Raw genomic sequence first — 25,635 nt, 5'->3', positions numbered from 1 at the left:
CTCACCGCACCGTGACGGTCGGGACGATCGACATACCCGGGCCGATCGACACGTCCGTCGGCCAGTTCTTGACCACGATCTTGACCGGGATGCGCTGGGTCACCTTCACGTAATTGCCGGTGGCATTCTGTGCCGGCAGCAGGCTGAAGGCCGTACCCGAGCCCGGCTGCACCGAAGCCACCGTCCCCTGGATCTTGCGGCCGGGATAGGCGTCGATCTCGATGTCGACCGGCTGGTCCGGCCGCATGTCGGTGATCTGGGTCTCCTTGAAGTTCGCCGTGACCCAGATGTCGTCGGGCACGAACATCGCCAGGCTCTGGCCGGCCTGGGCGAGCTGGCCGATGCCGCCGGTCAGCCGCACGACGCGGCCGGCCTGCACGGCGCGGACCGTCGTGTAGCCGAGGTTCAGTTCGGCCTGCTCCACCTGTGCCCGGTCGCGGGCGAGCTGCGCCTGGGTCGAGGCCTTCTGCGCCTGGAGGGCGCCGATCTGCTTCTGGGCCGCGACCACGCTCGCCTGGGCGCTCTGCAGGGAGGCCTGCCGCTGCTGCAGCGTCGAGGTCGCCGATTGCGATTGCTGGATCGAGCCGGAGCCGCGCTCGGCGAGGTCCTTGTAGCGGGCCGCATCCTCCTGGGCGAACTTCAGCGCCGCCTCGGCGGTGGCGACCTGCGCCTTGGACACGTCGATGTTGGCGTATTGCGCCTGGATCTGCGCATCGATGTTCTTGATGCCGGCCTCGTCGGCCTCGATCTGCGCCTTCGCCTGATCGAGCGCGATCTGATAGTCGCGCTGGAAGATCTGGAACAGGATCTGGCCGGCCTCGACGTGCTGGTTGTCGGTGACCGGCACATCGACGAGGTAGCCGCCGACCTTCGGCTGGACCGCAATGCTGCGCGCGTCGACGAAGGCATCGTCGGTGCTCTCGTAGGGGTGCATGTACAGCAACCAGTAGAAAAACACGCCGACGCAGAGCGCGACGACCGCGAGGCCGCCGAGCAGGAACGCGAACGGGTGGCGCCGCAGGACGTTCGGGCGCCGGGCGTCGTCCTCGCGGTCGTCGGCATCTTCCGCGGCGTCGTCGGATTGGCCGTCCTGCGCCTCTGCGTCGTCGGCCGCATCCTCCGTGCCCGGCTTGCGGGCGGTCTCCTGGGCGGCGCCAGCGTCCCGGGCGGGCTTGGCCCGGCCGAGATCCAGCACGTCCCGTTCGCGCACGGCCGGACGGCCGTCGGAGGGATGCGGGCGCGCCTCACCCTCGGAGGAAGGCCGCTGATCGTCAAACATGGGAAGTCGCCGCCCGATGGCCGGTCACCGCACGGTGACCGGGCTTGTCGCATCGCCCGCCTCAGGCAGCAAAAGCCGGCCGCAGGCTCAAGGTTCCATGCGCGGAGCGGGCCACCGGAACGCAGGCGGCCCTGCGGCGTTCTGCGCCCGGAACCTTTGCCGTTCTCGGGCACCGAGCCCAGGAGTACGCCATGACGCACAGCCCATCCCCGACCCCGCAGAGCCCCGGCTCCGGCTCGCCGACTTCGCCCACCGGCATCCCGCTCGTCGGCGTCGCCCGCCTCGACGCCATGAGCGCGGCGCTGGCGCGGAACTGGTGGCTCGTGGCGCTGCGCGGCGTCATCGCGATCCTGTTCGGTGTCATCGCGTTCGTTGCGCCGGGCGCCTTCGTGCTGTCCCTGGTGCTGTTCTTCGCCGCCTACATGCTTGCCGACGGCATCATTGCCATCGTGGGCGCGGTCCGCGCGGCGCAGCGTCACGAGCGCTGGGGCTTCCTGCTGCTCGAGGGCGTCGTCGACATCGTCGTGGGCGTCGCCGCGGCGCTGGTGCCGGCCGCGGCCGTCTGGGCCTTCGTGCTGCTGCTCGCCGTATGGGCGCTGGTGACCGGCGGCCTGATGATCGCGGCCGCCTTCCGCCTGCATCTGCATTACGGCCGGTGGTGGCTCGTCCTCGGCGGGGTCGTGTCGATCCTGTTCGGCCTCGCGCTGCTCATCAACCCGGGCATGTCGGCCCTGGTGCTGACGTTGTGGATCGGCTCCTACACCTTCGCCTTCGGCATCCTGCTGCTGATCCTGGCCTTCCAGCTGCGCAGCCGGCACGGGGCGGCCGCGGGGCCGGGAACGCCGCTCGGCCGGTGAGCCGGTCCCAAACCGGATCGGGCCCCGTGGCCCGATCCACACGGTCGCGGCGCGATCGACGCGCCGGTCGCCCTGCGTCCCCGCACGCGCGGGACACGGGATCGGATGCGGCCTAGAAGGCTCCCTCGACCGGATCGATCGGTCCCGGAACCCGAACCACGATGACGCCCGACGCGCCGGAACGCGCCCCGGCCGACGGGCCGAACCCGCCGAAGCCGGCTCCAGCCGCCGAGTCCCCGGACCCGCGCCTCGCCGCCCGCGAGGCCGGGCGCGCCGCGCGCGACCTGGCCCGGCATCTCCGGACCCTGGTGACCGCGGCCGGCCTTGGCCTCGCGCGCGGTGGCCGGGCCATTTCCGCCCGCGCAGCGGCACGGGCGCGCACGCGGTCGGCTTCGGTCGAGAGGCCGGCCGACACCGTCGTCCCGGAGGTCGATGGGCGCGTCGAGCGGCGGGGCGCCCGGACGATCCTCGGCCGCCGGCACCCGGCCCTGCTCGCCGCCGGCCTGGTGATCCTGCTGCCGGTCCTGGCGCTGGCGGTCTACCTGTTCGCCGCCCTGGTGACCCTGCCGCCTCTCGGGGGCGCCGTGGTCGAGACCGGCCAGCGGGCGATCACCGTGGAGGCCGACGACGGCCGGGTCTTCGCCACCCGCGGCAGCTTCCGCGGCCAGAAGCTCACGGCATCCGACCTGCCGCCGCACCTCGCCCAGGCGATCGTGGCGATCGAGGACCGCCGCTTCTACAGCCACTGGGGCATCGACCTGCGCGGCCTCGCCCGGGCGGCGTGGCGCAATCTCCGCGGCGGCGGCGTGCGCGAGGGCGGCTCGACCATCACCCAGCAATATGTCCGCCTGACCTCCCTCAACCAGGAGAAGACGCTCTGGCGGAAGGTGCAGGAAGCCTTCCTGGCGCTGCGGGTCGAATCGACGATGAGCAAGGACGCGATCCTGCTCGGCTACCTCGATTCCGCCTATTTCGGCGCCGGCGCCTACGGGGCGGATGCGGCGGCGCGGCGCTATTTCGGCAAGCCCGCCAAGGCCCTGAACCTGCCGGAATCGGCGATGCTGGCCGGGCTGGTGCGGGCGCCCTCGCAGCTCGCCCCGACCCGCAACCTCGGCGGCGCCAAGGAGCGGGCCGACGTGGTGCTCCAGGCCATGGTCGAGACCGGCGCGATCACGCAAGGAGAGGCCGACGCCGCGCGCAAGCAGAGCGTGACCCTGAAATCGCCCCCCGAGGCGCCGCCCGGCACCAACTACTTCCTCGACATGATCGCGGGCGACGTGAAGCGCCTCGCCGGCACCGACGGCGACATGACGGTGCGCTCGACCCTCAACCTCGACCTGCAGAGTCTCGCCGAGGGCGTCGTCGCCCGCCGGCTCGACAAGGACGGCGCCCGCCGTAAGGTCGGCCAGGCCGCCATGGTGGTGCTGTCGAAGGAGGGCGCGATCCTCGCCATGGTCGGCGGCCGCGACTACGAGGACAGCCAGTTCAACCGCGCCGTCCAGGCCAAGCGCCAGCCCGGCTCCCTGTTCAAGCTCCTCGTCTACCTGACGGCCTACGAGAAGGGCTACACGCCGGAATCCGTGATGGTCGACCGTCCGGTCCAGATCGGCGACTGGGACCCGGAGAACGACGACGGGCGCTACCGCGGGCCGGTGCCGCTGCGGACCGCCTTCGCGCTCTCGATCAACACCGTGGCGGCCCAGCTCGGGCAGGATGTCGGCATCCCGGCGGTGATCGCCACCGCGCGCAAGCTCGGGATCCAGTCCGACCTGCCGAACGTGCCGAGCCTCGTTCTCGGCTCGGGCGCGGTGAGCCTCCTGGAGATGGCCCGCGCCTACGGCTCGGTCCTGTCCGGGCGCACGCCGCTCCAGGCCTACGGCATCCAGGCGATCCGCGGGGCCGCGCCGCAGCCGCTTTACGTCCGTGCCGACGCGGCCCCGGGCCAGACGTTGGCGCAGGGGCCGCGCACCATGATGCTCGACTCGCTCCAGGCGGTGGTGGAATCCGGCACCGGCCGCGCCGCGCGGGTGCCGGGGCAGATCATCGGCGGCAAGACCGGCACGAGCCAGGACTTCCGCGATGCGTGGTTCGTCGGCATGACCCCCGACCTCGTGGTCGGGATCTGGGTCGGCAACGACGACGACAGCCCGATGAACCGCATGTTCGGCGGCGAGATGCCGGCCGGGATCTTCCACGACTTCATCCAGCGCGCCTCCGAGAAGCTCGCCAAGGGCAAGCCCCGCCCCTCGGCGGAGCGGGCCGAGCCGCCCCGGGCGCCGGCGCCGGCCCCCACGGTCGAGCCGGCCGCGGCCGGCGAGGTCCGCGGCGTGCCGGAGGTGATCGACACCGGCACCCTCAACCTGCGCGGACGGGTCGTGCGCCTCCTCGGCGTCGTCGGCGAGCGCGGCCATCTCGCCCGCCAGCTCGCCAGCTACCTGCGCCGCCGCGAGGTGGTCTGCTCCGGCCTCTCCGACGGGGCCACGGCCCGCTGCCGCATCGAGGGCGACGACCTCGCCGGGCTGATCCTGGCGGCGGGCGGCGCACGGGCCACGGAGGACGCGCCCCCGGACCTCCTGGGCGCGGAGGAGCAGGCCCGCGCCGAGCGGGTCGGCCTGTGGGGCCGGTGAGGGCTTAGGCCGCCCGGAGCTTCGCCAGCGTCCGCGGGTCGGGGACGCCGTCGAAGTAGCGCGCCAGCGCCGCGGCGAAGAGCGGCTCCTCGGGCGCGGCGCGGTCGAACAGCGTCATGCTGGAGCGGAACTTCAGATCGTCGGGCGACCCGAAGATCGCGTGGGCCGAGCGCCCGTCGACGGCGTTGACGGCGGCCGTGCAGGCGCGCAGGCGCGCGCCCAGCACCGGATGCGCCGCATAGGCCTCGGCCTCCGCCAGGGATCCGATCGCGTAGCGCTGCGCCATCGGGCTCGCCCCGAGCCCGGCGATCTGCGGGAAGACGAACCACATCCAGTGGCTGCGCTTCGCACCGGCCCGCAATTCCGCCAGCGCGCGGTCGTAGATCCCCTCCTGTGCGTCGACGAAGCGGCCGAGTTGGTGGCTGTCGGTCATAGCGCTGCTCCGGTGCTCGGTCCCGCTCCGTCAACGACGTTGCGCCGGTCCCGGATGCAGGCTGCGGAGACGGGCGGCCCCGAAGGGTGTAAGGGCGGCCCATGCTCGGAACGCTTGTCGCCTTCATGGTCGCGAACCCGGCGATGAGCCACGCCCTGACGGCCACCCTCGAGACCGCCGGCCTGTCGGCCGCGCTGATCCTGCTGCGCAGTCCCCGCCCCGAAGGCATCGCGGCGCTGGTGGTCTCGACCTATTACTATGGCCGCGAGGCCGGGCAGCGGGAACACGACATCAAGCATGCCGGCTGGGATGCCGTGCAGGCGCATCTCGGCGCCGAGTTCCTGTACGGGTGGTCGCTGCCGAACCTGCAGCAATGGGTGGCGCCGACCTGCGCCGCCTGGGTGGTGGCGGGGGCGATCTACCTGATCCGGTCACGGATGGCGCGCGCGGCGCCCCTTCAGCCGCCGCGCCGCGGGCGCCCCTGATGGGCCGCCCGGCCATCCGTCGCGCGATCGGGCGCGGCGCCGGGCGCCGCGTTCAGGCGTGGGTGAACGGACCATCCGACGGCCCGATCTCGCTGCGGTCGCCGAGAAGCCGCCGGCCCGAGGCGATGATCTGGACCGTCTCGCGGCTGCCGCATTGCCGCCGTGCCAGGGCTTCCAGGTCGCGCAGGTAGTCGATCACCGGACCCCGCTGCCGGTCGCCCCGGCCGATCACCGGCTCGACCTTGGCGGTCACAAGCCCGGCCACCGTGTCCCAGAACTCCGCCGGTCGGATCGCGGCATCGCCAGTCGAAGGGTCGTGCATCGCTCGTCTCCTCCTGCCTCGCGGCGCTCGTTGTCGGACGTTTCCCCCGCCGGTGCATTGACCCATGTTGAAGGCAGCACCCCGATCCGTGCCGGCGCCGGGGGGCTCGCGGCATCGTCATCCGCGCCCGGGCGGATCCGGTGGGCCGCGTCCGGTGCGACGCCCATAACGGATCGTGCCGCCGCGCAATTGTTTCGCATGGACGACAGGGAGACCGTATGCCCGCGGACGCTGTGCCAGCGCATGACCGCCCCGCCGCCGCGCCCGCGGCGCAGACCGGCTCGTCCGCCCCCGTGACGCCCCCGTGACGCTCCCGCGCCGGCACAGGCCCCCGCGCGCGTCGGCGCCGACAGTCGCGCCGGCGTGACATCTGCGAAGACCTCGCGCGAAGGCCCTCGCGAAGACCTTGGACGGAGACAACCGCATGCCGCAGATCACAGTCGGAGGGATCGGGTTCCGCTACCTCCTTGAGGGGCCGGAAGGCGCTCCCGCCGTCGCATTCTCGAACTCGCTGGGTGCGACCCTGGAGATGTGGGACGCGCTGGTGCCGGCCCTGACCGGGCGCTACCGCACCTTGCGCTACGACACGCGCGGCCACGGCGGCTCGGAAACCCGGGATCAACCCATCACGGTGACGGATCTGGCCGGTGACCTCGCGGGGCTGCTCGACGCCCTCGGAATCGGCAGGGCCCATCTGGTGGGCCTGTCGCTCGGCGGCATGACCGTGCAGGCCCTCGCGAGCGCCGAGCCCGAACACGCGCTCAGCGCCACCCTGATGGCGACGGCGGCCCATATGCCGAGCCCGCAGAGCTGGGAGGAGCGCGCCGCGACCGTTCGCGCCCAGGGACTGGCGGCCGTGGTCGAGGCGACGCTCGGGCGCTGGTTCACGCCCGGCTTCGCGCAGCGCGATCCTGCGGCGATCCAGGCGATCCGTGAACGCTTCGTCGCCTGCGATCCGGCGGGCTACGCGGTGTGCTGCGGAGCGATCGGGTGCATGGATCTCCGGCCGGCGCTCTCCGCGATCACCGCGCCGACCCTGGTGATCGCCGGGCGCGACGACCCTTCGACACCCCCGGCCATGGCCGAGGAAATCTGCGCCGGCATCGCCCAGGCCGAACTCCTCGTCCTGCCCCGCGCCGCCCATCTGCTGGCCGTCGAGCGCGCCGAGGCCGTCGGAGGCTATCTGCGGGCCTTCCTCGACCGCGCGTCCCGGGACGCCTAGGCGGCCCTCCGGGCCGCTCCGGTCGATGATGGCGGGCAGCGCCGCATCGACCGGTTGCCGCGGGAATCCCGTTTCAGTGACAGGATAGGCCGGCTTCCGCGGGCGACATCCCCCGCGCCAGCCGACGCCCGGTATGCAGCAGGGCCTGTCGGATGAGGGTCACGGTCGTCGGATCACCGTCCTGAACCGCCAGACGATAGGCGACGATCAGCGTGTCGCCGATCTCGCCGAGCAGGTCCGCGGCGCCCGCATCGGCGGCCTGCCCGTCCCCTTCGGCGCCCAGGGCGGGCGCATCCTCCGCCGATGGCCGTGCGGCGTCCCCGTGCGGCGCCTCCGCGATGGCGCACAGATCCGCGAGCCCGAACCTGTTCGCTCCGTCTTCCGGTGGGTCGTTGCGCATCGTCTTGGCCCCTCAACCATCGTGAGGTTGCACTCACAGGTTGAGAAGCGTCAACCGGCCTCCGGGCCGTCCATGAGCGGTCGAGCGTCGCAGCCCGGTTGCGCCGCGCGGCTATCGGGCAGGCCCGTCCGGAACCTGGCGGCAGGGCGGGGACAGGGGACGGGGGATAGAGGATTTTCGGGCCGCAGCCGAACCGGGTTGAGGATGGATCTGCGAATTTACCCGCGGTCAACCACAACTTTTACGTGCAGGCTCGGTCCTGCAGAGCCCCGCGCGAAGGTGAAGGCCCTGTCGAACGCAGAAGGGCTCCCGCGGCCATCTCCGCGGGAGCCCTTCTCATCGATGCTCCACTGGGAGCGACCGGCCCGTTTTACTTGATGAGGGCGATGAGAGCCTTGCCGGCCTTGGAGTTCAGCTCCTTGGCATCGAGGGTGCCGTCGTTGTCCGGATCGGCCATCTTGAAGCGCTCGCCGACCGCCGCGAGGTACTCCTTCTTGTCGAGGGTGCCGTCGCTGTCCGGATCGGCCCGCTTCACGCCGGCCTGGCTGAGGCGGCCCTTCAGTTCGCGGGCGTCGAGGGTCCCGTCGGCGTCCTTCTCGAGACGATCGAAGGTCGCGGAGGCCACCGCCTCCACTTCCTTCATGTCGACGGTGCCGTCGTTGTCGGTGTCGATCATCTTGACGGCGCTCGCTCCGCCCATCGGCTTCGCCAGCGCGGCCGGAGCAGAGAGGCCGCACACCGCGAGGGTCACTGCCGCGAAGCCACTGATGAAACGAAGGGTCATTGCCAGATGCTCCCGAAAAATTATGCCCGATCTTCCTAGTCGCCGACTCCTCATGCTGCAAGTGCGAAATTGCGCCCCGGGGGCAGATCGGTGCGGCTCAGAGGGCACGGACATAGAGAAAGGGGCCGGCTGCAGCCGACCCCTGAAGAGAGCGCATAGTCGCCGGACGGCGCGCGGCGGCGCGTTTCAGTATCCATCGCCGGGCCGAATCATCGGACAGTTACCGAATCACGGCCGGCGGCCCGGGCGATCCGCGAGAGAGGCGCCGGCGAGACGGATCCCGAAATCCCTAACCGGCCGCGGGACCGCCGCCCGGGACAATGATCACCGCACGTCCGGTCAGGCGAGGGTCGCGAGATCCTGGAACCAGTGCTGCGCCTGGATGTAGTTCTTCACCCGCGGCGAAAGCGCGTGCGGATTGGTGTCGTGGACCACCCAGACCTGCACGGCATCGTCGACGACGATCTCGTGGATGCGCGCCAGCAGCCTGTTCTGCTCAGCCACATCGAGGCTCGCCTTGACCTTGTCGCAGAGGGCGTCGACCTCGGGATTGCGGTAATGGCTCCAGTTCACCCCGTTCGGGGCGATCTGCCGCGAATCGTAGAAGCGCAGGATCGCGTAGAACGGGTCCGAGGTGACGTAGGCGATGTTGCCGGCGCTCACGCCCTTGAGGCTCGGATCCGCGGCGCCCTGGCGCCACGCGGTGTAGGCCACCTCCAGCTCGACGGTCTTGAACTCCACCTGGATGCCGACCTCCGCCCAGCTCTGCTGGACGAACTCGTTGATCGGCAGCGACAGCATCTGCCCCGTCCCCCCGGTCGGGATCAGCACCGTGGCCTTCACGGGGTTCTTGACCGAGTAGCCGGCCTCCTCGACGAGTTTGCGGGCCTGATCCACGTCGGTCTTGATCTTGAAGCTCGGCTTGCCGAACCACGGGCTCGATTCCTGCACCTGCCCGACGGCCGGCTGGGCGAGGCCGCCCATCAGTTCGACGACGCCCGCGCGGTCGATGGCGAGGTTGGCGGCCTTGCGCAGGCGCAGGTCGCGCCAGGGAGAGCCCTCCAGCATCGACAGGTGGTAGTTCCAGACATGGGGCGTCTCGTTGCCCACCACCCGCATGCCGGCGGCCTTCAGGCGCGGCACCGCGTCGGGCGCGGGCGATTCGATCAGGTCGACGCTGCCCGACAGGAGCGCGTTCACCCGGGCGAGATCCTCGGGCACGCAGGTGAGGGTCAGCTTCGCGAGCTTCGGGACCCGCTTCGGGTTCCAGTAGCCGACGTTCGGCAGCAACTCGAGGCGCACCCGCGGCACCAGCTGCCCCAGCCGGAACGGCCCGGTCCCCGAGGGGTCGAAGGCGAACTTCGCCCAGTCCTTCCCGACCTTCTCGTACTGCGCCGGCGATGAGATCAGGAACCAGAGCATCTGGTAGGGGAACAGGCTGTCGGGCGTCTTCGTGACGACCTGGACGGTCTTCGCGTCGAGCTTCCGGTAGCTCGCGACCCCGGGCAGGCGCGGCCGGACCTGGGCGGCCTGCCGCTGGTCGAAATGCGGCGCCTCCTTGTTCAGCACCTTGTCGAAGTTCCAGATCACCGCGTCGGCATCGAAGGTCGAGCCGTCGTGGAAGGCCACGCCCTCCCGCAGGTGGAAGGTCCAGACCTTGGGATCGGCCGGATCGGCCTCCCAGGCGGTGGCGAGCCCGGGCACCATCCGGCCCGGCCGGTCCGCGACGTCGAGTTCCCAGGCGACCAGGGGATCGTAGAGGGTCAGGCCGGTGAACTGGTAGCCGCCGGCCCCCCGGTCGGGCTGACCGGTGGTGAGCGGCAGGTCGGTCATCGAGATGCCGTAGGTCAGGGTGCCGGGGGCCGCGCCCTGCGCGCCGGCCCGGCCCGCCGCCCCGAGCGCGGCGAGGGCGACGCCCCCGGCCATCAGGGATCGGCGTGTCGGCTTGATCGGGTCCATCGTGTCTCTCGGCTGAAGGCGCGGGCGTCGCAGGGCGCGGCACACGCCTTCAGGCGCGCGGCGGCGCTGTCCGGACCGTGCCCCCATGCGGCACACCGAATGATGCATGCATCATGCCCGACGGGCCGGGCCCCGGGTCCGCTCTGGTCAGACCTCCCAGACCTGGCCGGGTCTGAGGGCGAGGAACCGCCCGGGCGCGATGCCGGCCCCGCCAAGGGCGGCCGTCAGCGCCTCCGCGGGCCGCTCGACGCCCTCGTCGGTGAGTTGGAACGTGCCCCAGTGGTGGCCGAGGGCCTGCTCGGCGCCGAGCAGCGCGAAGGCCCTCACCGCCTCGGCCGGATCGACGTGCTGGGCCTGCATGAACCAGCGCGGCTCGTAGGCCCCGATCGGCAGCGTCGCGAGGCGGGGCGGCCCGAAGCGGGCCCGGATGTCGGAAAAGAGCGATCCGTCGCCGAAGCCGGTATCGCCGACGTGGTAGTGCACGCCGCGGGGCGAGGTGATCACGAAGGCGCACCACAGCGCCATCCGCCGGTCGTTCACGCCCCGGGCCGACCAGTGGTTGGCGGGCACGAGATGGACCTGCAGGCCGTCGCCGAGATCGACCGACTGCCCCCAGTCGCGGGTCTCGACATGCATCGTGTCGTCGTAGCCGCGCAGGATCGTGTCGTTGCCCAGCGGCGCCACGATCAGCGGCTGGTGCGCCTGCCAGATCCGGGCGAGGCACGGCCCATCGAGATGGTCGTAGTGATTGTGGGTGACCAGCACCGCATCGATGGGCGGCAGGTCGGCGAAGGCGATGCCCGGCGGGTTGACGCGCTTCGGCCCGGCGAACCGGACCGGGCTCGCACGCTTGGCGAAGACCGGGTCGATCAGGATGTTCCGGCCGGCGACCTGCACGAGGTAGCTCGCATGGCCGATCAGCACGACCCGCAGGCCCGCCACGCGCTCGGGCGGCCGGTCGGCGGGATAGGGGCTGGGAAAACTCTTCGGCCACGGCTCGCGCTGCCGCTTGGCCTGCCAGCGCACCACGTCGGACAGCGCCTTGTCGGTGGCCTGCTCCGGCAGGAAGAACCGCAGACCGTCGAAATGGTCGGAGGTCGGGCCGCGGTAATAGGGGTTCCGGCCGCGCCGGTGCGCGGCATAGCCGACACCGCCGAGCGTCATGACCGTGGCCGCACTCGCGACCGTGAGCAGGCTGCGCCGTTTCATGGATCCGAGATGGCCGGATCCGGGGGCCGGTCAAGCACCCGGGCGGCGCGACGGGGAGCCTCAGGCGCCTGCGGGACGCCGCCGGCTCACTCCACCATCTCGGCGGCGAGCGACAGGCGCGCCCGGTAGACGATCTTGCCGACGCCGTCGCGGACGCAGGCGACATAGTCCTGACGCTCGACATCCGGCAGCATGTCGCGGGCGATCGCCGACATGATGCGGGTCACCTTGGCGCGGGCGGCGGGGAGGTCCGGCAGGTCGAAGCCGACCTCGTCATGGATCGGCTGCGAGCCGTCGTGCAGGTCGATGAAGAAGCGGGGCATCGGCTCGAAGCGTCTCAAAGAGAAGTCGTTCGCCGAGAAGATTGGTCTTGCTATGGTTAATGATGCCTTAAATTTCAGGTTTTGAGGCCGCTCGGTCGCTCGGCCGACGCCGCCGCTGCGACGGCCGGAGGGTGCGCATCGGGCAGTCCGGCGAAGGGCCCGTCCGGTGGATTGCGCCCGACCTGGACCTGAAACCGACGAGCTTTTTTCGGGATGAAGGGCGGCCTGGAGATCCGCCGCCGCAGCGCCGATGGGCAGCGCGTTGGCCCGGGTTGGGCCCGTTCCGAGGGCCGGCTCGGCGCACGAGAGAACCGCGAGAGAGATTCGCGGGAGAAAACTAACGGAGCCGCGTCCGGCGCGGACGTCCCGGCCCGGACGAGCGAGGGCACGGGCTGCCTCGATCGGGCGACGACCGTTCGACAGGCCGCGCCCGACCCTTCAGCCGGGATCGTCGGCGGGCTTCTCGCCCGGGGGCGCGAACAGATCCTCCGGCGCCGCCACGGTGACGCGGCGCTGCGCCATGTCGAGCACCGGCACGAAGGCCTTGGTGAAGGGCAGGAGCGCCGTGGCGCCGCCGTTCGGAGGGCGCAGCTCCAGAAGATCGCCGCCACCGTAGTTCGGCACGGCCACGATCGTCCCGACGAGTGTCCCGGCCTCGTCCACCGCCGTGGCGCCGATCAGGTCGGCCGTATAGACCTCGTCGTCGTCCTCGGGGGCCGTCAGGCGGTCGCGGGGGATGAACAGGGCGACGCGGTTGAGCGCCTCGGCGGCGCTGCGGCCGGAGACGCCCTTCACCCGGGCGATCAGCATGTCGGGTGATGAACCGGGGGCGAGACGCACGTCGGCGAGCGTCAACGACCGTCCGTCCGCGGTTAGCAGGGCGCCGTAGCCGGCGATCGCCCGCGGATCGCCGGTGTAGGATTTGAGCCGGACCTCGCCGTTGAGGCCGTGCGCCCGCCCGAATTCGCCCAGCAGGACGAGGTTCGGATCGGGCGGCACGGGGAGCGGCGCCGGCTTGGGGGCCGGCGCCTTGGGCGAGGTCGCCGCATCGGGGGCGATCTTGCCGATCGCCGAGCTCGTGCGGCCGCGGCGGCCGCCGTCGCGGGGCGTGGAACCTGCGGGGCGGCGCGCCATGATCGGGCGCCTTACGCGGCGGCGTCCTCGGCGGGCGCCGCGGCCTTCTCGGCGCGCTTGGCGGCGCGCTCCTTGGCCTTCTCGCCCGGCTCGGCCTTCTGCGGGTTGTTGCGGGTCGGGCGCTTGGCGAGACCGGCCTGGTCGAGGAAGCGCAGGACGCGGTCGGTCGGCTGCGCGCCCTTGGCGAGCCAGCTCTGGATCTTCTCGTTGTCGAGCACGATGCGGGCCGGATCGTCCTTGGCCTTCATCGGGTCGTAGGCGCCGACCTTGTCGATGAAGCGGCCGTCGCGGGGGGCGCGGGCGTCGGCGACGACGATGCGGTAGTACGGGCGCTTCTTGGCGCCACCGCGGGTGAGACGGATCTTGAGGGCCATGGTCTGACTACTTTCGCTGTTGCTCGATCTGGGACTCGTGGTCCGCCTTGATCGACTGGTGGTGCCGAATGACTTCCTTGACCACGAAGGCCAGAAATTTCTCGGCGAAGTCGGGGTCGAGCTTGGCCTCGACCGCGAGCTTGCGGAGCCGGGCGACCTGACGGGCCTCCCGGTCCGGATCGGAAGGGGGGATCCCCTTTCGGGCCTTGAGCTCGCCGACCCGCTGCGTGCAGCGGAAGCGCTCGGCGAGGAGATGGATCAGCGCCGCATCGAAATTGTCGATGCTCTCCCGCAGACGCGCGAGTTCGGGATCGACGGCTTGAGCGGAGAGGATGCTCATTTCTTCTTCCCCGGCATGAACCCGCCGAGACCCGGCAGCTTCGGACCGCCCAGGCCCGGAAGTCCGGGAAGCTTAGGCATTCCGCCCCCGCCCAGGCCCGGCGGCATCGGCGGCAGCTTGCCGCCGAACTGCTTCTCAAGCTGCGCGATCTGCTCCGGCGTCGGCTCCGGCATGCCGGGGGGCAAGCCGGGCATGCCGCCGCCCATCCCACCGCCGCCGAGGCCGAACATCGAGCCGAGCGCCTGCCCGATCCCGCGCTTGCCCTGGCCCATCGCCTTCATCATGTCGGCCATGGTCCGGTGCATCTTGAGCAGCTTGTTGATCTCCGAGACGTCGACTCCCGAGCCCGCCGCGATGCGCTTCTTGCGGCTGTTCTTGAGGAGGTCGGGGTTCTTCCGCTCCTGCGGGGTCATCGACGAGATGATCGCCCGCTGGCGCTTGAACATCTTCTCGTCGAGGTTGGCGCCCTCGACCTGCTTCTTGATCGCGCCCATGCCGGGCAGCATGCCCATCAGGCCACCGATGCCGCCCATCTTCTCCATCTGGGCGAGCTGCATGGACAGGTCCTCAAGATCGAACTTGCCCTTGCGCATCTTCTCCGCGGTGCGGAGCGCCTGCTCGTGGTCGATGGTCTCGGCCGCCTTCTCGACCAGCGAGACGATGTCGCCCATGCCGAGGATGCGGTTGGCGACGCGGGCCGGATGGAACTCCTCCAGGGCGTCGACCTTCTCGCCGACGCCGACGAGCTTGATCGGCTTGCCGGTGACCGCGCGCATGGAGAGCGCCGCGCCGCCGCGGGAATCGCCGTCCATGCGGGTCAGCACGATGCCGGTGACGCCGAGCCGCTCGTCGAAGGCGCGGGCGGTGTTGACCGCGTCCTGGCCGGTGAGCGCGTCGGCCACCAGCAGCACCTCGTGCGGTCGGGTCGCGGCCTTCACCTCGGCGGCCTCGGCCATGAGGCCCTCGTCCACCGTGGTGCGGCCGGCGGTGTCGAGCATCACCACGTCGAAGCCGCCGAGGCGGGCGGCGTCCATGGCGCGCTTGGCGATCTGCACCGCCGACTGGCCGGCGATGATCGGCAGGGATTCGACGCCGACCTGCTTGGCCAGCACCGCGAGCTGCTCCATGGCGGCCGGGCGGCGCGTGTCGAGGGAGGCGAGCAGCACCTTGCGCTTCTCGCGGTCGGAGAGGCGGCGGGCGATCTTGGCGGTCGTGGTGGTCTTGCCCGAGCCCTGCAGGCCGACCATCAGGATCGGCACCGGCGCGGGGGCGTTGAGGTCCACGGTCTCGGCATCGGTGCCGAGCATCGCCACGAGCTCGTCGTTGACGATCTTCACGACCATCTGGCCGGGCGTCACCGACTTCAGCACGACGGCGCCGACGGCCTTCTCCTTCACCCGGTCGGTGAAGCCGCGGACCACCTCAAGGGCAACGTCGGCCTCCAGCAGGGCGCGCCGCACCTCGCGCATGGCGGCGGTGACGTCGGCCTCGGTGAGCGCGCCGCGGCGCGTCAGCCCCGAGAGGATGCCGGAGAGGCGGTCGGACAGGCCTTCGAACATGATCCTAGAGCCCCGCCGTCACTGTTCGAGCCCGGCGCGCTCGACGCGGCGGGCCTGCAGGGCCGCCTCGAAGCCGCGCACCGCGCTCGCGAACTTGTCCCGGCACTCCGGGTTGCAGAAGCCGACCACGGCCCCGTTGTAGAGGGTCAGCGAATCCGCCGAGATCGGCTTGCCCGACCACGGGCAGGTCTCGTTGATCGCGTCCTCGATGTTCAACGCTTCTTGATCGCGCGTCATGGGATGCCTCGGCCGGCGGATCCCGTCGCCGCGAATCGGCCAACACCCATCGCGCCCGAGGGCGCGGACGCGCTGTCGGGCGTTGACCTCCGGTCTCATGGGACCGGTCGGCTTGGCATCGGTCGATCTGCAACGGATCGGGAGGGCGGGGCGTAGCGGTACACGGCCGGAAAGTCAATTTTCCGGCCCCGCCGCCGGCGGCGGCGTGCTGGAATGGGCGGCCGATCGAAGTGCGGCTTTACCGAACGTTAAGCATGTTCGGATTGTCTTCGTGCCATATTCGCTCAGGACGCCCTCCGATGTCGGAACCCGCCCGCTCCCTCTCGCCGACCGAGTCCGGCAGCTTCCCCGCCACCGGCCCGCTCCGCGACTGGCTGGCGGCGATGAAGGCCCACGCGCCGACGGAGACGCACGGCGACGCGCGGCCGGCCGAGGCCCAGCCGGAACCGAAGCGGGTCCGCGGCGGAGAGGCGGCATGGTCGCCCCGGGTCGTGCCGGCCCCCGAGGCGCCGCGGGTGGCGACCGAGGATCCCGACATCGCCGAGCTGATGGCCGAGAACCTGATGCTCAAGGCCAAGCTCCGCGTGGAAGCCGGGCGCCAGGACGAGTTGCAGGCGATCCTGGCCGAGGAGATCCGGACCCTGCGCGAGCACATCCGCGACGAGATCGGCTCGCTGGAGGATCTGCGGGCCGAGCAGGAAGAGATCCGCATCGAGCGCGAGGAGTTCCGCGGGGAGCGGGAACGCTTCCGGATCGAGCGCGAGGAGATGCGCGCCGAGCGCGACCGGGCGCTTGCGGACCGCGACGCCCTGCGGTCCGAGCGGCTGACCCTGGTCGGCGAGCGCGATGCCCTGCGCGAGGAGCGCGACCTGTGGCGCGCCCGGACCGAGGCGCTGGCCCAGCCGCTGTTCCAATCCCAGCGGCGCTGACGCGGCATCCGACCCCCGAAACGACGAAGGGCCACCCGCGAGGGTGGCCCTTCCATTGCCGAACCGTGCTGTCCGGCGGAACTGTCCCGAGATCGGGTCTCTGACGCGTCTTAGAGCGACGCGCCGGAGGCGACGGTCCAGGTCCGATGAGCCGAGACACACGGCTGATGACAATGAGACACTGGATCACCTCCTTTCGTTGGTTGCGGGTGACGCGAAGGTAAGTGGCCGCGCCCGGCTTGTGAAGCCCCGCGCCTGCGCCCGTTTGTCCTCTCCCGGCCCGCGCTTCCCCGCATCTCCGGCGGGGCGTATGACGGGTGCCCCGAGGTCAGCCCGTACCGCCTTGAACGCGCCCTTCGCCAATCCGCAACGTCCCGCCGACGAGGCCGCGCTCGATCCCGACGCGATGCGCCAGCCTCTGGGCAATGCGTGGTACTGCGTCGGGCAGGCCCGGAGCCTCGGCACGGCAGGCAGCCGGACGGGCCTGCGGGCCGTGGAACTCAACGGCGAGCAGATCGTGCTGGGCCGCGCCCCCGACGGCACGCCCTTCGCGCTGCGCGACCGCTGCCCCCATCGCGGCATGGCCCTGTCGAAGGGCCGCTTCGACGGCGATACCCTGATGTGCCCGTTCCACGGCTGGCGCTTCGGCACAGACGGGCGCTGCCGCGACGTCCCGACCCTGTCGGAGCACGACGCGGCCGACTTCTCCCGCATCCAGGTGCAGCGCTTCCCCATCCGCGAGAGCGCCGGCTTCCTCTGGGTCAACCCGCATATCGGTCCCGCCACCGGGGCTGTGCCGGAGGTGCCCACACTGGATTTCGCGCCGGCCGGCTCCCTCGTGGTCGAACTCGTGGTCGAGGCCTCCTTCGACCTCACCACCCTGAGCCTCGTCGATCCCGGGCACGTCGCCTTCGTCCACGATTCGTGGTGGTTCCGGCCCTCGAAGCAGCTCCGCGAGAAGGTGAAGACCTTCCAGCCGGTGCCCCACGGCTTCGTGATGACGAGCCACGCCACCACGACGAGCTCGCCGGTCTACCGCCTGCTCGGCGGCGTCCCCGAGGTGGAGATCGAGTTCCGCCTGCCCGGCGTGCGGCTGGAGCGCATCCGCGCGGGTGAGAAGCGGGTGGCGAACTACACCTTCGCGACGCCGCTGACGCCGGACCGGACGCTGCTCACCAACGCCCTCTACTGGAGCATGCCGGCTCTGAACCTGCTCAAGCCGGTGGCGCGCCCGCTGATGCGGCAGTTCCTCACCCAGGACCAGCAGGTGCTTCAGCACGCGCAGGACGGGCTCGACCGCAAGCCCACCATGGTCCTGTTCGGCCAGGGCGACCTGCCCTCGCAATGGTATTTCCGGCTGAAGCGCGAGGCCCTGGAATCGGCCCGCGACGGGCGCCCGTTCGTCAATCCGCTGGAGCGCCGCGAGCTGCGCTGGCGCTCCTGAGGCGCGTCTACCGCGCCGTCGCGTCGTCCCGGCAGGGACGGATCGCCTCCGGCTTCGGGCGCGCCTCCGGCGCGGGCGCCGCGAAGACCGCCAGATAGGCCCCGTCGGTCAGCGGCTGGAAGCCGGTCTCCCGGTAGCCGGCGGCGGCGAGTTCGCAGCGCAGGAGCGCCGGCGGGGTGCCGTGCCGCGAGGGGATCGCGTCGGCATCCACGATCCCGACGCGCCCGCCCGGGCGCATCCCCGCAGCGAGATTGTGGAGCAGGCCGAAGGGCTGGGTGATCTCGTGGTACATGTGCACGAGGATCGCCGCATCCACCGAGGCCGGCGGCAGGCGCGGATCATGGGGCTCGCCCCGCACCACCGTGACGTTTTTCAGCGCCTTCACCCGCGTCTCCAGGGCCGACAGGTAGGCGGGCGTCACGTCCTCGGCGAGCACGCGGCCCGCCGACCCGACCCGGGGGCTCAGCCGCACCACGTAGTAGCCGCTGCCGGCGCCGATATCCGCCACGGTCTCGCCGGGGGCGATGCCCATCCCCTTGGCGACCTGCTCGAACTCGCCGGCTTTGTCCCGCTCGGCCTCCGAGGACCAGCGGGGCGCGACGATCTCGGCCACCGGCCGGTCGGGCCTGGGAAAGGCGCCCGCGGGCGCACCCGGGGGGGCCAGCGGCTCGGCGGCGAGGGCCGGGCCGGCCAGGGCGACGGAGAGGACAGCGAGGGCACGGATCATGGCCGACAACCCGCGGGGGGCCCCGACGGTGCCGGGTCCGTTGACCGTGCCGCACCCGTCACGCCATCAAGCGCCATGACACGCGCGGACACGCCCTGGCGGGCCACGATCCTCACTCTCTACCCGGAGATGTTCCCGGGCCCGCTGGGCGTCTCCCTGTCGGGCGATGCCCTGGCGCGGGGCGACTGGACCCTGGAGGCCCGCAACATCCGCGCGCACGGCCTCGGCCGCCACCGCTCCGTGGACGACACGCCGGCCGGCGGCGGCGCCGGGATGGTGCTGCGCTGCGACGTGCTCGGCGCCGCCATCGACGCCGCGACCGGGGCGGAGGATCCGCGCCCGCGCCTGCTGATGTCGCCGCGGGGCCGGCCGCTCACCCAGGCCCGCGTCCGCGACCTCGCGGCGGGACCGGGCGCGCTGATCGTCTGCGGCCGCTTCGAGGGCGTCGACGAGCGCGTGATCGCCGGACGCGGCCTGGAGGAAGTCTCGATCGGCGACTACGTCCTGTCCGGCGGCGAGATCGCCGCCCTGGTGGTGCTCGACGCCTGCGTACGGCTCCTGCCGGGCGTGATGGGCAAGATGGAATCCGGCGTCGAGGAGAGCTTCGAGGGCGGGCTTCTGGAATATCCGCACTACACGCGGCCCCGCGCGTGGGAGGGACGCGCGATCCCGGACGTCCTCTCCGGCGGCAACCATGCGGCCATCGCCCGCTGGCGGCGGGCGGAAGCCGAGCGGATCACCGCCGAGCGGCGCCCGGACCTGCGCGCCGGGGGCGACCCCGGTCAGGCCGGCTCGAGGTCGATCACCGGGCCGTCGCGGTCGTAATCCAAGGGATCGAGCTGCAGCGGCTGCGGCACGAGCCGCGGCGTCCGGCTCGCCAGCACGACGCGGGGTATTAAGGCCCCAATAACCAAGAGAAGAACTGACCAAATCGCCAATATCGCGGCGCTGTGGAAAGACATCGGCGCACCTCAAACGCAACGCGGCACCGCATTAAGGCTAACGGGCCTGGATTAATCGACTGTTCCCCGCGTCTCGACGCATTGTCCCGGGCAGGGGCATCGACGCGAAGACTGCTGACGGAACAAGTGCTTGCAAGCCGGCGGGTTTCGGCGCATGCGCGAGCCGGGACACGTCTCCCCGCGGAGGAGCGTCCCTCTGCAAGGATGGATCCGTCATGACCAGCCGCCCCACGCAGCGCCCGCGCGTGCCTCATTTCTCCTCCGGCCCCTGCGCCAAGCGGCCCGGCTGGTCCCCGGCCGCCCTGGCCGACGCCGCGCTGGGCCGGTCGCACCGCTCGCCCCTCGGCAAGGCCAAGCTCGCCCGGGCCATCGACCTGACGCGGTCCGTCCTGCAGGTGCCCGCCGGGTACCGGATCGGCATCGTGCCGGCTTCCGACACCGGCGCCGTCGAGATGGCGATGTGGACGATGCTCGGGCCGAAGCCCGTCGAGGTCGCCGCCTGGGAGGCGTTCGGCAAGGAATGGGTCACCGACGCGCTGAAGCAGCTCAAGATCGCGCCCCGCATCCACCAGACGCCCTACGGGATCCTGCCGGACCTCGCGGCGATCGACACCCAGCGGAGCGACGTGGTCTTCACCTGGAACGGCACCGCGGCCGGGGTGAAGGTGCCGGACGGCGAATGGATCGCGGCGGACCGCGAGGGCCTGACGATCTGCGACGCGACCTCGGCGGCCTTCGCCCAACCCCTGCCCTGGGACAAGCTCGATGTCGTGACCTTCTCTTGGCAGAAGGTGATGGGCGGCGAGGCGGCGCACGGCATGCTGATCCTCTCGCCCCGCGCCGTGGCGCGGCTGGAGAGCCACACGCCGTCCTGGCCGCTGCCGAAGATCTTCCGCCTCACCAAGGACGGCAAGCTGATCGAGGGCATCTTCAAGGGCGACACGATCAACACGCCCTCGATGCTGGCGGTGGAGGACTACCTCGACACCCTGGACTGGGCCGAGCGGATCGGCGGACTGCCGGCGCTGCACGCGCGGGCCGACGCCAACGCCCGGGCGATCTACGACTGGGTCGCCCGGACGCCCTGGATCGCGCCGCTGGCCGTCGATCCCACCACCTACTCCAACACCGGCGTCTGCCTCGTGATCGCCGATCCGGACGTGCTCGCCCGGGGCGATGCGGCGGTCTCGGCCTTCGCGGCGGGGATCGTGGAGCGCCTCGACCGCGAGGGAGTCGCCCTCGACATCGGCGCCTATCGCGACGCCCCGGCGGGCCTGCGGATCTGGTGCGGCGCCACCGTGGAGACCGCCGATCTGGAGGCGCTGACGCCCTGGCTCGACTGGGCCTTCGCGGAGGAGAAGGCGGCGCTGACGCGGGCGGCGTAAAAGCGTCGGGGTCGATGCCCGGTCGCAGCCCCGCATCGTCATCGCGAGCGCGGCGCAGCGAAGCGATGACGGCCTGACGTAAAAAACCCCGGCCCTTTCGGAGCCGGGGTTTTCGTTTGCCTGGACGCGGCCCCGCAGGGCCGCGCCGTCCCATCTCAGTAATTGTAGGCGCGCTCGCCGTGATCGGCGATGTCGAGGCCCTCGCGCTCCTCTTCCTGCGTGACACGCAGGCCGATCGTCACGTCGACGAGCTTGTAGAGGATCGCCGAGCCGAGGCCCGACCACAGGAGCGTCAAGCCGACCGCCTCCGCCTGGATGATGACCTGGCTCACCATGTCGTAGGCACCGACCGCCAGCTCGCCCGGCTTCGAGGTGTAGTCGGGGATGCCGACGCCGCCGAGGTTCGGATCGACCAGGATGCCGGTCGCGAGCGCGCCCAGGATGCCGCCGACGCAGTGGACGCCGAAGACGTCCAGGGAGTCGTCGTAGCCCAGCGCGTTCTTCACGGTGGAGCACATCACGAAGCAGACCACGCCGGCGACGAGGCCGAGCACGATCGAGCCCATCGGGCCGGCGAAGCCGGAGGCCGGGGTGACGGCCACGAGGCCGGCGACCGCGCCCGACAGCATGCCGAGCAGCGACGGCTTGCCCTTGAGCGCCCACTCGGCGAACAGCCACGCCACCGCGGCGCCGCAGGTCGCCACGAAGGTGTTGAGCATCGCCAGCGCGGCGGTGCCGTTGGACTCGAGGTTCGAGCCGGCATTGAAGCCGAACCAGCCGACCCACAGCAGCGAGGCGCCGATCATGGTCATGGTCAGCGAGTGCGGGGCGAGGAGGTCGCGGCCGTAACCGATGCGCTTGCCCATGATCAGGCAGCCGACGAAGCCCGCGATGCCCGCGTTGATGTGGACCACGGTGCCGCCGGCGAAGTCCAGGGCGCCCTTCTGGAAGAGGAAGCCGGCATCCTTGTTGACCGCGTCGAGGGCCGCCTGGGCGGTCGCCTTCGAGGCGTCGTCGGTGGCGGCGGCCAGCGCCTTGGCGGCGTTGCCGACGGCGTCCGGGCCGGCCCAGTACCAGACCATGTGGGCCATGGGGAAATAGATGATCGTGACCCAGAGGATCGTGAACACCACCAGCGCGGAGAACTTCATCCGCTCGGCGAAGGCGCCGACGATCAGCGCGGGCGTGATCATGGCGAACGTCATCTGGAAGCACAGATAGGCGTATTCCGGGATCACGACGCCGTTCGAGAAGGTCGCCACCGTCGAGTTCGCGTCGATGCCCTTCAGGAAGGCCTTCGAGAGGCCGCCGACGAAGTCGTTGAGGCCGCCGCCGTTGGTGAAGGCGAGGCTGTAGCCGTAGAACACCCAGAGCAGGCCGACGATCGACACGATCGCGAACACCTGCGTCAGCACCGACAGCATGTTCTTGGTGCGCACGAGGCCGCCGTAGAACAGCGCGAGGCCGGGGATGCTCATCATCAGCACCAGGGCCGAGGAGATCATCATCCAGGCCGTGTCGCCCTTGTTGGGGATCGGCGACGGCGGCGGCGAAGCGGCTTCCGGGGTCGGCGTCTGTGCGAGGGAGGGCTCGATCAGGAGGGCGGCGATGGCCGCCCCTCCCAAGCCGAGCATGAGGGCATGACGAAGTTTCATGGGCACGTGGCTCCCGGTCTTAAATCCGTGTTGTGTCAGAAGGTCTCGACATCGGCGGGCCCGGACGCGCCGGGCCGCGGATCAGAGGGCGTCGGCGTCGGTCTCGCCGGTCCGGATGCGCACCGCCTTCTCCAGCGGCATCACGAAGATCTTGCCGTCGCCGATCTGGCCGGTGCGGGCAGCCCCGGCGATGGCGTCGATCACGCTGGACGTCAGGTCGGAGGCGACGGCGACCTCGATCTTCAGCTTGGGCAGGAAGCTCACCGCGTATTCCGCGCCGCGGTAGATCTCGGTGTGGCCCTTCTGGCGGCCATAGCCCTTCACTTCCGTCACCGTCAGGCCGTGGACGCCGATTCCGGTGAGCGCGTCGCGCACCTCCTCGAGCTTGAACGGCTTGATGATGGCCATCACGATTTTCATGGGCGACGCCCCCTTCGAAGTCCTTGGGAACCGTTGCCGTCACCCGACTGCGGGATGGCCCGGCCCGGACCATCCGCAAGCTCGGGATGACCCGCGGTCGCAAGCCGCTATTCAAGGACTATGCCAGTCGCGCTTGGCTGGGAACATTTTCGCGGATCGTCATTCTGCCCATCGATTAGCCCGGATCGATCACATCCCGGGCAGACCCGGCGCAGGTGCCGCACAACGATCAGGCAAACTGCACGATTCCGTGCACACAGCGATGTTGCGGATCGGCAACGCACGCGCCGGATCGCGTTTTAATCCCGGATCGGGCGGATCAAACCCTCCTGGGCGACCGAGGCCACGAGGTTGCCGGCCCGGTCGAAGATCTGGCCCCGCGCGAAGCCGCGGGCGCCGCCCGCGACCGGGCTGTCCTGCGCGTAGAGGAGCCAGTCGTCGATCCGGACAGGCCGGTGGAACCAGAGCGCGTGGTCGAGGCTCGCGGCTTGGATCGCCGGATCGAACACCGAGCGGGCGTGCGGGATCAGCGAGACGTCGAGCAGGGTCATGTCGGAGGCGTAGGCCAGCACGGCCCGATGAAGCGCCGGATCGTCCGGCAGCGCCGAGGCCGCGCGCAGCCAGACATTGAAGATCGGGTCGGGGGCCCGGCCGCCCGCGCCCGCGGGCAGGTAGCGGTTCAGGTCGACCGGCCGCAGGGCGATCGGCCGCTCGCGACCGAAATAGGCCGCGATCGCCTCCGGCATCCCGGTGCCGCCGGCGGCCGCCAGGGCCTTGCCGTCGAGGAGCCCCTCCGGTCCGGCCACCGCGGGCATCGCCGGCTGGTGCGTCAGGCCCTCTTCCACGACCTGATAGGAGACGGTCGTGGCGAAGATCGCCCGCCCGTGCTGGATCGCCTTGACCCGGCGGGTCGTGAAGCTCCGTCCGTCCCGGATGCGCTCGACCTCGTAGACGATCGGCGTCCGGGGGTCCCCGGGCAGGAGGAAGTAGGCGTGGAGGGAATGGGCCGGGCGGTCGTCCGGCACCGTCCGGGTCGCGGCGACCAGCGCCTGCGCCACCACCTGCCCGCCGAAGACCCGCCGCCAGCCCGTCTTGGGGTTCTGGCCGCGGAACAGGTCGACCTCCAGGCGCTCCAGATCGAGGATGGCGATCAGCTCGGCGACGGCATCCGTCATCGCGTCGGTGTTGGCGTCGGTCATGACCCGCGGGGTTTCCGTTCGTTGTCCGCGTGCGACATAGGCTTTTCGAATGCACCAATCCACGCGTCCCGCATGCGCGACCGAAGGAGATCCGCCACGATGACGGCCGAGACGCCCCGACCCGGCAGCCGCCGCCTCCTGATCGCCGGCGGCGGCCTGCCCAGCCTCGCCCTGGCCCTGGCGCTCAAGCAGGCCCATGGACCGGCGCTCGCCGTGACAGTGATCGATCCGGGCCGCGCCGATCCCGGGCGGCATCGCGGCCGCGCCTACGCCCTCGCGGCGGGCGGCCGGCGGATGCTGGACCGCCTCGGCCTGTGGCCCCGCGTCGCGGAGGCGGCCGAGCCGATCACCGAGATGGTCATCAGCGACAGCCGCCTCGCCGACCCGGTGCGGCCCGTCTTCCTGACCTTCGGCCGCGAGGCGGAGGACGACCGCGACCCCGGCGAACCCTTCGCCCACATGATCGAGGCGGAACCGCTGGCCGAAGCCCTGGCGGAGGCCTGCCGGGGGGCGGGGGTGTCGATCGTCGCCGCGGGGGTCGTGCGCGCGGTGCCGGAGGGTGCGGCGATCGGTGCGGTGCTGACGACCGGCGAGACCCTGCGGGGCGATCTGCTCGTGGCCGCCGACGGAGCGCGCTCGCGGCTGCGCGAGGCGGCGCGGATCGGCTGGGTCGGCTGGTCCTACCCGCAGGTCGGCATCGTGGCGACCATCGGCCATGCCCGGCCGCACGGGGGACGCGCCGTCGAGCATTTCCTGCCCGCAGGCCCGTTCGCCATCCTGCCACTGCGGGACGGCGGCCCCCTGGGGCACCGCTCCTCCATCGTCTGGACCGAGCGTTCGGACGACGCCGAGGCCCTGCTGTCCGGCGGGCCCGACGAGGTGCTGGCCGAGATCGAGCGGCGGTTCACCCTGGATCTCGGGACCCTCGCGCTGGAGCACGGCCCGAGCCGGCATCCCCTGGCCTTCGGCATCGCCCGTGCCTTCCGGGCCGAGCGTCTCGCCCTGCTGGGCGATGCCGCCCACGTGATCCATCCGATCGCCGGCCAGGGCCTCAATCTCGGGCTCGCGGATGCCGCGGCTTTGGCCGAGGCCGTGACCGAAGCGCTGCGTCTCGGGCTCGATCCCGGCGGACCCGACGTGCTGCGCGCCTACGAACGCGCCCGGCGCTTCGACAGCTTCGCCATGGCGGCGGCCACCGACGGGTTGAACCGTCTGTTCTCGAACGACGCCCTGCCGCTGCGCCTCGCCCGCGACCTCGGCCTCGGGATCGTGGACCGGCTGCCGGGGCTCAAGCGCTTCTTCATCGGCGAGGCCGCGGCCGCGCGCGGATCGCGGCCGCGTCTGTTGCGGGGCGAAGCGCTCTAAGCGGG

At 71.4% G+C, this 25,635-nt stretch carries 26 protein-coding genes; 9 read left to right on the top strand and 17 right to left on the bottom strand.

Annotation, left to right across the window (positions count from 1 at the left end; genetic code table 11):
* Position 1: 1 nt before the first annotated feature.
* Positions 2–1,279: an HlyD family secretion protein gene (locus tag GGQ91_RS22215; RefSeq protein WP_182592856.1), complete on the bottom strand. Its 1,278-nt coding sequence runs from the start codon at positions 1,277–1,279 to the stop codon at positions 2–4.
* A 191-nt stretch (positions 1,280–1,470) separates the two neighbouring features.
* Here GGQ91_RS22215 and GGQ91_RS22210 point away from each other — a divergent pair, with 191 nt between their 5' ends.
* Entirely contained in the window at positions 1,471–2,136 is a 666-nt protein-coding gene (locus GGQ91_RS22210) for an HdeD family acid-resistance protein (RefSeq protein WP_075380771.1), read from the top strand.
* Between the two features lie 161 nt (positions 2,137–2,297).
* A complete protein-coding gene (locus GGQ91_RS22205; protein WP_182592855.1) occupies positions 2,298–4,763 on the top strand; it encodes a PBP1A family penicillin-binding protein in 2,466 nt (821 codons plus the stop codon).
* 4 nt (positions 4,764–4,767) lie between these two features.
* Here the strand turns inward: GGQ91_RS22205 and GGQ91_RS22200 are convergent, their stop codons facing one another.
* Entirely contained in the window at positions 4,768–5,196 is a 429-nt protein-coding gene (locus GGQ91_RS22200) for a DUF1810 domain-containing protein (protein WP_182592854.1), read from the bottom strand.
* A 101-nt stretch (positions 5,197–5,297) separates the two neighbouring features.
* Between GGQ91_RS22200 and GGQ91_RS22195 the strand changes: the two genes are divergently transcribed.
* A complete protein-coding gene (locus GGQ91_RS22195) occupies positions 5,298–5,681 on the top strand; it encodes a hypothetical protein (protein ID WP_182592853.1) in 384 nt (127 codons plus the stop codon).
* 52 nt (positions 5,682–5,733) lie between these two features.
* Here the strand turns inward: GGQ91_RS22195 and GGQ91_RS22190 are convergent, their stop codons facing one another.
* Complete coding sequence (locus tag GGQ91_RS22190; protein ID WP_043381144.1) at positions 5,734–6,003, bottom strand: hypothetical protein; 270 nt, start codon at positions 6,001–6,003, stop codon at positions 5,734–5,736.
* Positions 6,004–6,427: 424 nt separating this feature from the next.
* Between GGQ91_RS22190 and pcaD the strand changes: the two genes are divergently transcribed.
* Positions 6,428–7,225: a 3-oxoadipate enol-lactonase gene (gene pcaD, locus GGQ91_RS22185; RefSeq protein ID WP_182592852.1), complete on the top strand. Its 798-nt coding sequence runs from the start codon at positions 6,428–6,430 to the stop codon at positions 7,223–7,225.
* Between the two features lie 73 nt (positions 7,226–7,298).
* Here pcaD and GGQ91_RS22180 read toward each other — a convergent pair whose 3' ends face one another.
* The 10 genes from GGQ91_RS22180 to GGQ91_RS22135 all read right to left on the bottom strand — a co-directional run bounded on the left by GGQ91_RS22180 (position 7,299) and on the right by GGQ91_RS22135 (position 15,544).
* A complete protein-coding gene (locus GGQ91_RS22180) occupies positions 7,299–7,625 on the bottom strand; it encodes a hypothetical protein (RefSeq protein WP_043381150.1) in 327 nt (108 codons plus the stop codon).
* Between the two features lie 370 nt (positions 7,626–7,995).
* A complete protein-coding gene (locus tag GGQ91_RS22175; protein ID WP_043349950.1) occupies positions 7,996–8,409 on the bottom strand; it encodes an EF-hand domain-containing protein in 414 nt (137 codons plus the stop codon).
* Positions 8,410–8,748: 339 nt separating this feature from the next.
* Positions 8,749–10,368: an ABC transporter substrate-binding protein gene (locus GGQ91_RS22170; RefSeq protein WP_075380774.1), complete on the bottom strand. Its 1,620-nt coding sequence runs from the start codon at positions 10,366–10,368 to the stop codon at positions 8,749–8,751.
* A gap of 147 nt (positions 10,369–10,515) precedes the next feature.
* On the bottom strand, positions 10,516–11,577 hold the full coding sequence (locus GGQ91_RS22165; protein WP_182592851.1) for an MBL fold metallo-hydrolase: 1,062 nt from the start codon (positions 11,575–11,577) through the stop codon (positions 10,516–10,518).
* 86 nt (positions 11,578–11,663) lie between these two features.
* The gene (locus tag GGQ91_RS22160) at positions 11,664–11,900 is read right to left on the bottom strand and encodes a DUF6894 family protein (protein ID WP_043349956.1); all 237 of its coding nucleotides are present in this window, start codon (positions 11,898–11,900) and stop codon (positions 11,664–11,666) included.
* Positions 11,901–12,338: 438 nt separating this feature from the next.
* Complete coding sequence (gene rimM / locus GGQ91_RS22155) at positions 12,339–13,034, bottom strand: ribosome maturation factor RimM (RefSeq protein ID WP_043349959.1); 696 nt, start codon at positions 13,032–13,034, stop codon at positions 12,339–12,341.
* Positions 13,035–13,045: 11 nt separating this feature from the next.
* Positions 13,046–13,408, bottom strand: a complete 363-nt coding sequence (rpsP, locus tag GGQ91_RS22150) for a 30S ribosomal protein S16 (protein WP_020092607.1) — start codon at positions 13,406–13,408, stop codon at positions 13,046–13,048.
* A gap of 7 nt (positions 13,409–13,415) precedes the next feature.
* The gene (locus tag GGQ91_RS22145) at positions 13,416–13,748 is read right to left on the bottom strand and encodes a chorismate mutase (RefSeq protein ID WP_043349961.1); all 333 of its coding nucleotides are present in this window, start codon (positions 13,746–13,748) and stop codon (positions 13,416–13,418) included.
* Positions 13,745–15,307, bottom strand: a complete 1,563-nt coding sequence (ffh, locus tag GGQ91_RS22140) for a signal recognition particle protein (RefSeq protein ID WP_043349964.1) — start codon at positions 15,305–15,307, stop codon at positions 13,745–13,747. Before ffh ends, GGQ91_RS22145 begins: the two co-directional genes overlap by 4 nt.
* A gap of 18 nt (positions 15,308–15,325) precedes the next feature.
* A complete protein-coding gene (locus GGQ91_RS22135) occupies positions 15,326–15,544 on the bottom strand; it encodes a glutathione S-transferase (protein ID WP_043381159.1) in 219 nt (72 codons plus the stop codon).
* 299 nt (positions 15,545–15,843) lie between these two features.
* On the opposite strand from GGQ91_RS22135, the gene GGQ91_RS22130 reads away from it, so the two are divergent.
* Positions 15,844–16,473: an ATPase gene (locus GGQ91_RS22130; RefSeq protein ID WP_182592850.1), complete on the top strand. Its 630-nt coding sequence runs from the start codon at positions 15,844–15,846 to the stop codon at positions 16,471–16,473.
* Positions 16,474–16,879: 406 nt separating this feature from the next.
* A complete protein-coding gene (locus tag GGQ91_RS22125) occupies positions 16,880–17,917 on the top strand; it encodes an aromatic ring-hydroxylating oxygenase subunit alpha (protein ID WP_051975996.1) in 1,038 nt (345 codons plus the stop codon).
* Between the two features lie 7 nt (positions 17,918–17,924).
* Here GGQ91_RS22125 and GGQ91_RS22120 read toward each other — a convergent pair whose 3' ends face one another.
* Positions 17,925–18,644: a class I SAM-dependent methyltransferase gene (locus GGQ91_RS22120; RefSeq protein WP_182592849.1), complete on the bottom strand. Its 720-nt coding sequence runs from the start codon at positions 18,642–18,644 to the stop codon at positions 17,925–17,927.
* 75 nt (positions 18,645–18,719) lie between these two features.
* On the opposite strand from GGQ91_RS22120, the gene trmD reads away from it, so the two are divergent.
* Both trmD and GGQ91_RS22110 read left to right on the top strand, forming a co-directional pair.
* The gene (trmD, locus tag GGQ91_RS22115; RefSeq protein ID WP_043381166.1) at positions 18,720–19,469 is read left to right on the top strand and encodes a tRNA (guanosine(37)-N1)-methyltransferase TrmD; all 750 of its coding nucleotides are present in this window, start codon (positions 18,720–18,722) and stop codon (positions 19,467–19,469) included.
* Positions 19,470–19,821: 352 nt separating this feature from the next.
* The gene (locus GGQ91_RS22110; protein WP_182592848.1) at positions 19,822–20,991 is read left to right on the top strand and encodes a phosphoserine transaminase; all 1,170 of its coding nucleotides are present in this window, start codon (positions 19,822–19,824) and stop codon (positions 20,989–20,991) included.
* Positions 20,992–21,146: 155 nt separating this feature from the next.
* Here the strand turns inward: GGQ91_RS22110 and GGQ91_RS22105 are convergent, their stop codons facing one another.
* The 3 genes from GGQ91_RS22105 to tesB form a co-directional block, all read right to left on the bottom strand.
* Positions 21,147–22,646 (bottom strand): ammonium transporter, encoded by a 1,500-nt coding sequence (locus tag GGQ91_RS22105; protein ID WP_043381174.1) that lies wholly within the window; start codon positions 22,644–22,646, stop codon positions 21,147–21,149.
* A gap of 81 nt (positions 22,647–22,727) precedes the next feature.
* A complete protein-coding gene (locus GGQ91_RS22100) occupies positions 22,728–23,066 on the bottom strand; it encodes a P-II family nitrogen regulator (protein ID WP_010683623.1) in 339 nt (112 codons plus the stop codon).
* Between the two features lie 299 nt (positions 23,067–23,365).
* Entirely contained in the window at positions 23,366–24,265 is a 900-nt protein-coding gene (gene tesB, locus GGQ91_RS22095) for an acyl-CoA thioesterase II (protein ID WP_078947062.1), read from the bottom strand.
* A 99-nt stretch (positions 24,266–24,364) separates the two neighbouring features.
* Here tesB and GGQ91_RS22090 point away from each other — a divergent pair, with 99 nt between their 5' ends.
* A complete protein-coding gene (locus GGQ91_RS22090) occupies positions 24,365–25,630 on the top strand; it encodes an FAD-dependent monooxygenase (protein ID WP_182592847.1) in 1,266 nt (421 codons plus the stop codon).
* The last annotated feature ends 5 nt before the right edge of the window (positions 25,631–25,635 follow it).

Origin of the sequence: Methylobacterium fujisawaense (assembly GCF_014138435.1) — a bacterium.
GTDB lineage: Bacteria > Pseudomonadota > Alphaproteobacteria > Rhizobiales > Beijerinckiaceae > Methylobacterium > Methylobacterium fujisawaense.
This window is presented reverse-complemented; position numbering and strand designations above follow the sequence as displayed.

Coding starts and splice junctions, on each gene's coding strand:
- GGQ91_RS22160 (WP_043349956.1), bottom strand. CDS start 11,900: ATGCCCCGCTTCTTCATCGACCTGCACGACGGCTCGCAGCCGATCCAT.
- rimM (WP_043349959.1), bottom strand. CDS start 13,034: ATGGCGCGCCGCCCCGCAGGTTCCACGCCCCGCGACGGCGGCCGCCGC.
- GGQ91_RS22125 (WP_051975996.1), top strand. CDS start 16,880: ATGCGCCAGCCTCTGGGCAATGCGTGGTACTGCGTCGGGCAGGCCCGG.
- GGQ91_RS22120 (WP_182592849.1), bottom strand. CDS start 18,644: ATGATCCGTGCCCTCGCTGTCCTCTCCGTCGCCCTGGCCGGCCCGGCC.
- GGQ91_RS22100 (WP_010683623.1), bottom strand. CDS start 23,066: ATGAAAATCGTGATGGCCATCATCAAGCCGTTCAAGCTCGAGGAGGTG.
- rpsP (WP_020092607.1), bottom strand. CDS start 13,408: ATGGCCCTCAAGATCCGTCTCACCCGCGGTGGCGCCAAGAAGCGCCCG.
- pcaD (WP_182592852.1), top strand. CDS start 6,428: ATGCCGCAGATCACAGTCGGAGGGATCGGGTTCCGCTACCTCCTTGAG.
- ffh (WP_043349964.1), bottom strand. CDS start 15,307: ATGTTCGAAGGCCTGTCCGACCGCCTCTCCGGCATCCTCTCGGGGCTG.
- GGQ91_RS22110 (WP_182592848.1), top strand. CDS start 19,822: ATGACCAGCCGCCCCACGCAGCGCCCGCGCGTGCCTCATTTCTCCTCC.
- GGQ91_RS22175 (WP_043349950.1), bottom strand. CDS start 8,409: ATGACCCTTCGTTTCATCAGTGGCTTCGCGGCAGTGACCCTCGCGGTG.
- GGQ91_RS22145 (WP_043349961.1), bottom strand. CDS start 13,748: ATGAGCATCCTCTCCGCTCAAGCCGTCGATCCCGAACTCGCGCGTCTG.
- GGQ91_RS22195 (WP_182592853.1), top strand. CDS start 5,298: ATGCTCGGAACGCTTGTCGCCTTCATGGTCGCGAACCCGGCGATGAGC.
- tesB (WP_078947062.1), bottom strand. CDS start 24,265: ATGACCGACGCCAACACCGACGCGATGACGGATGCCGTCGCCGAGCTG.
- GGQ91_RS22135 (WP_043381159.1), bottom strand. CDS start 15,544: ATGACGCGCGATCAAGAAGCGTTGAACATCGAGGACGCGATCAACGAG.
- GGQ91_RS22165 (WP_182592851.1), bottom strand. CDS start 11,577: ATGAAACGGCGCAGCCTGCTCACGGTCGCGAGTGCGGCCACGGTCATG.
- GGQ91_RS22170 (WP_075380774.1), bottom strand. CDS start 10,368: ATGGACCCGATCAAGCCGACACGCCGATCCCTGATGGCCGGGGGCGTC.
- GGQ91_RS22180 (WP_043381150.1), bottom strand. CDS start 7,625: ATGCGCAACGACCCACCGGAAGACGGAGCGAACAGGTTCGGGCTCGCG.
- GGQ91_RS22215 (WP_182592856.1), bottom strand. CDS start 1,279: ATGTTTGACGATCAGCGGCCTTCCTCCGAGGGTGAGGCGCGCCCGCAT.
- GGQ91_RS22090 (WP_182592847.1), top strand. CDS start 24,365: ATGACGGCCGAGACGCCCCGACCCGGCAGCCGCCGCCTCCTGATCGCC.
- trmD (WP_043381166.1), top strand. CDS start 18,720: ATGACACGCGCGGACACGCCCTGGCGGGCCACGATCCTCACTCTCTAC.
- GGQ91_RS22200 (WP_182592854.1), bottom strand. CDS start 5,196: ATGACCGACAGCCACCAACTCGGCCGCTTCGTCGACGCACAGGAGGGG.
- GGQ91_RS22205 (WP_182592855.1), top strand. CDS start 2,298: ATGACGCCCGACGCGCCGGAACGCGCCCCGGCCGACGGGCCGAACCCG.
- GGQ91_RS22130 (WP_182592850.1), top strand. CDS start 15,844: ATGTCGGAACCCGCCCGCTCCCTCTCGCCGACCGAGTCCGGCAGCTTC.
- GGQ91_RS22210 (WP_075380771.1), top strand. CDS start 1,471: ATGACGCACAGCCCATCCCCGACCCCGCAGAGCCCCGGCTCCGGCTCG.
- GGQ91_RS22105 (WP_043381174.1), bottom strand. CDS start 22,646: ATGAAACTTCGTCATGCCCTCATGCTCGGCTTGGGAGGGGCGGCCATC.
- GGQ91_RS22190 (WP_043381144.1), bottom strand. CDS start 6,003: ATGCACGACCCTTCGACTGGCGATGCCGCGATCCGACCGGCGGAGTTC.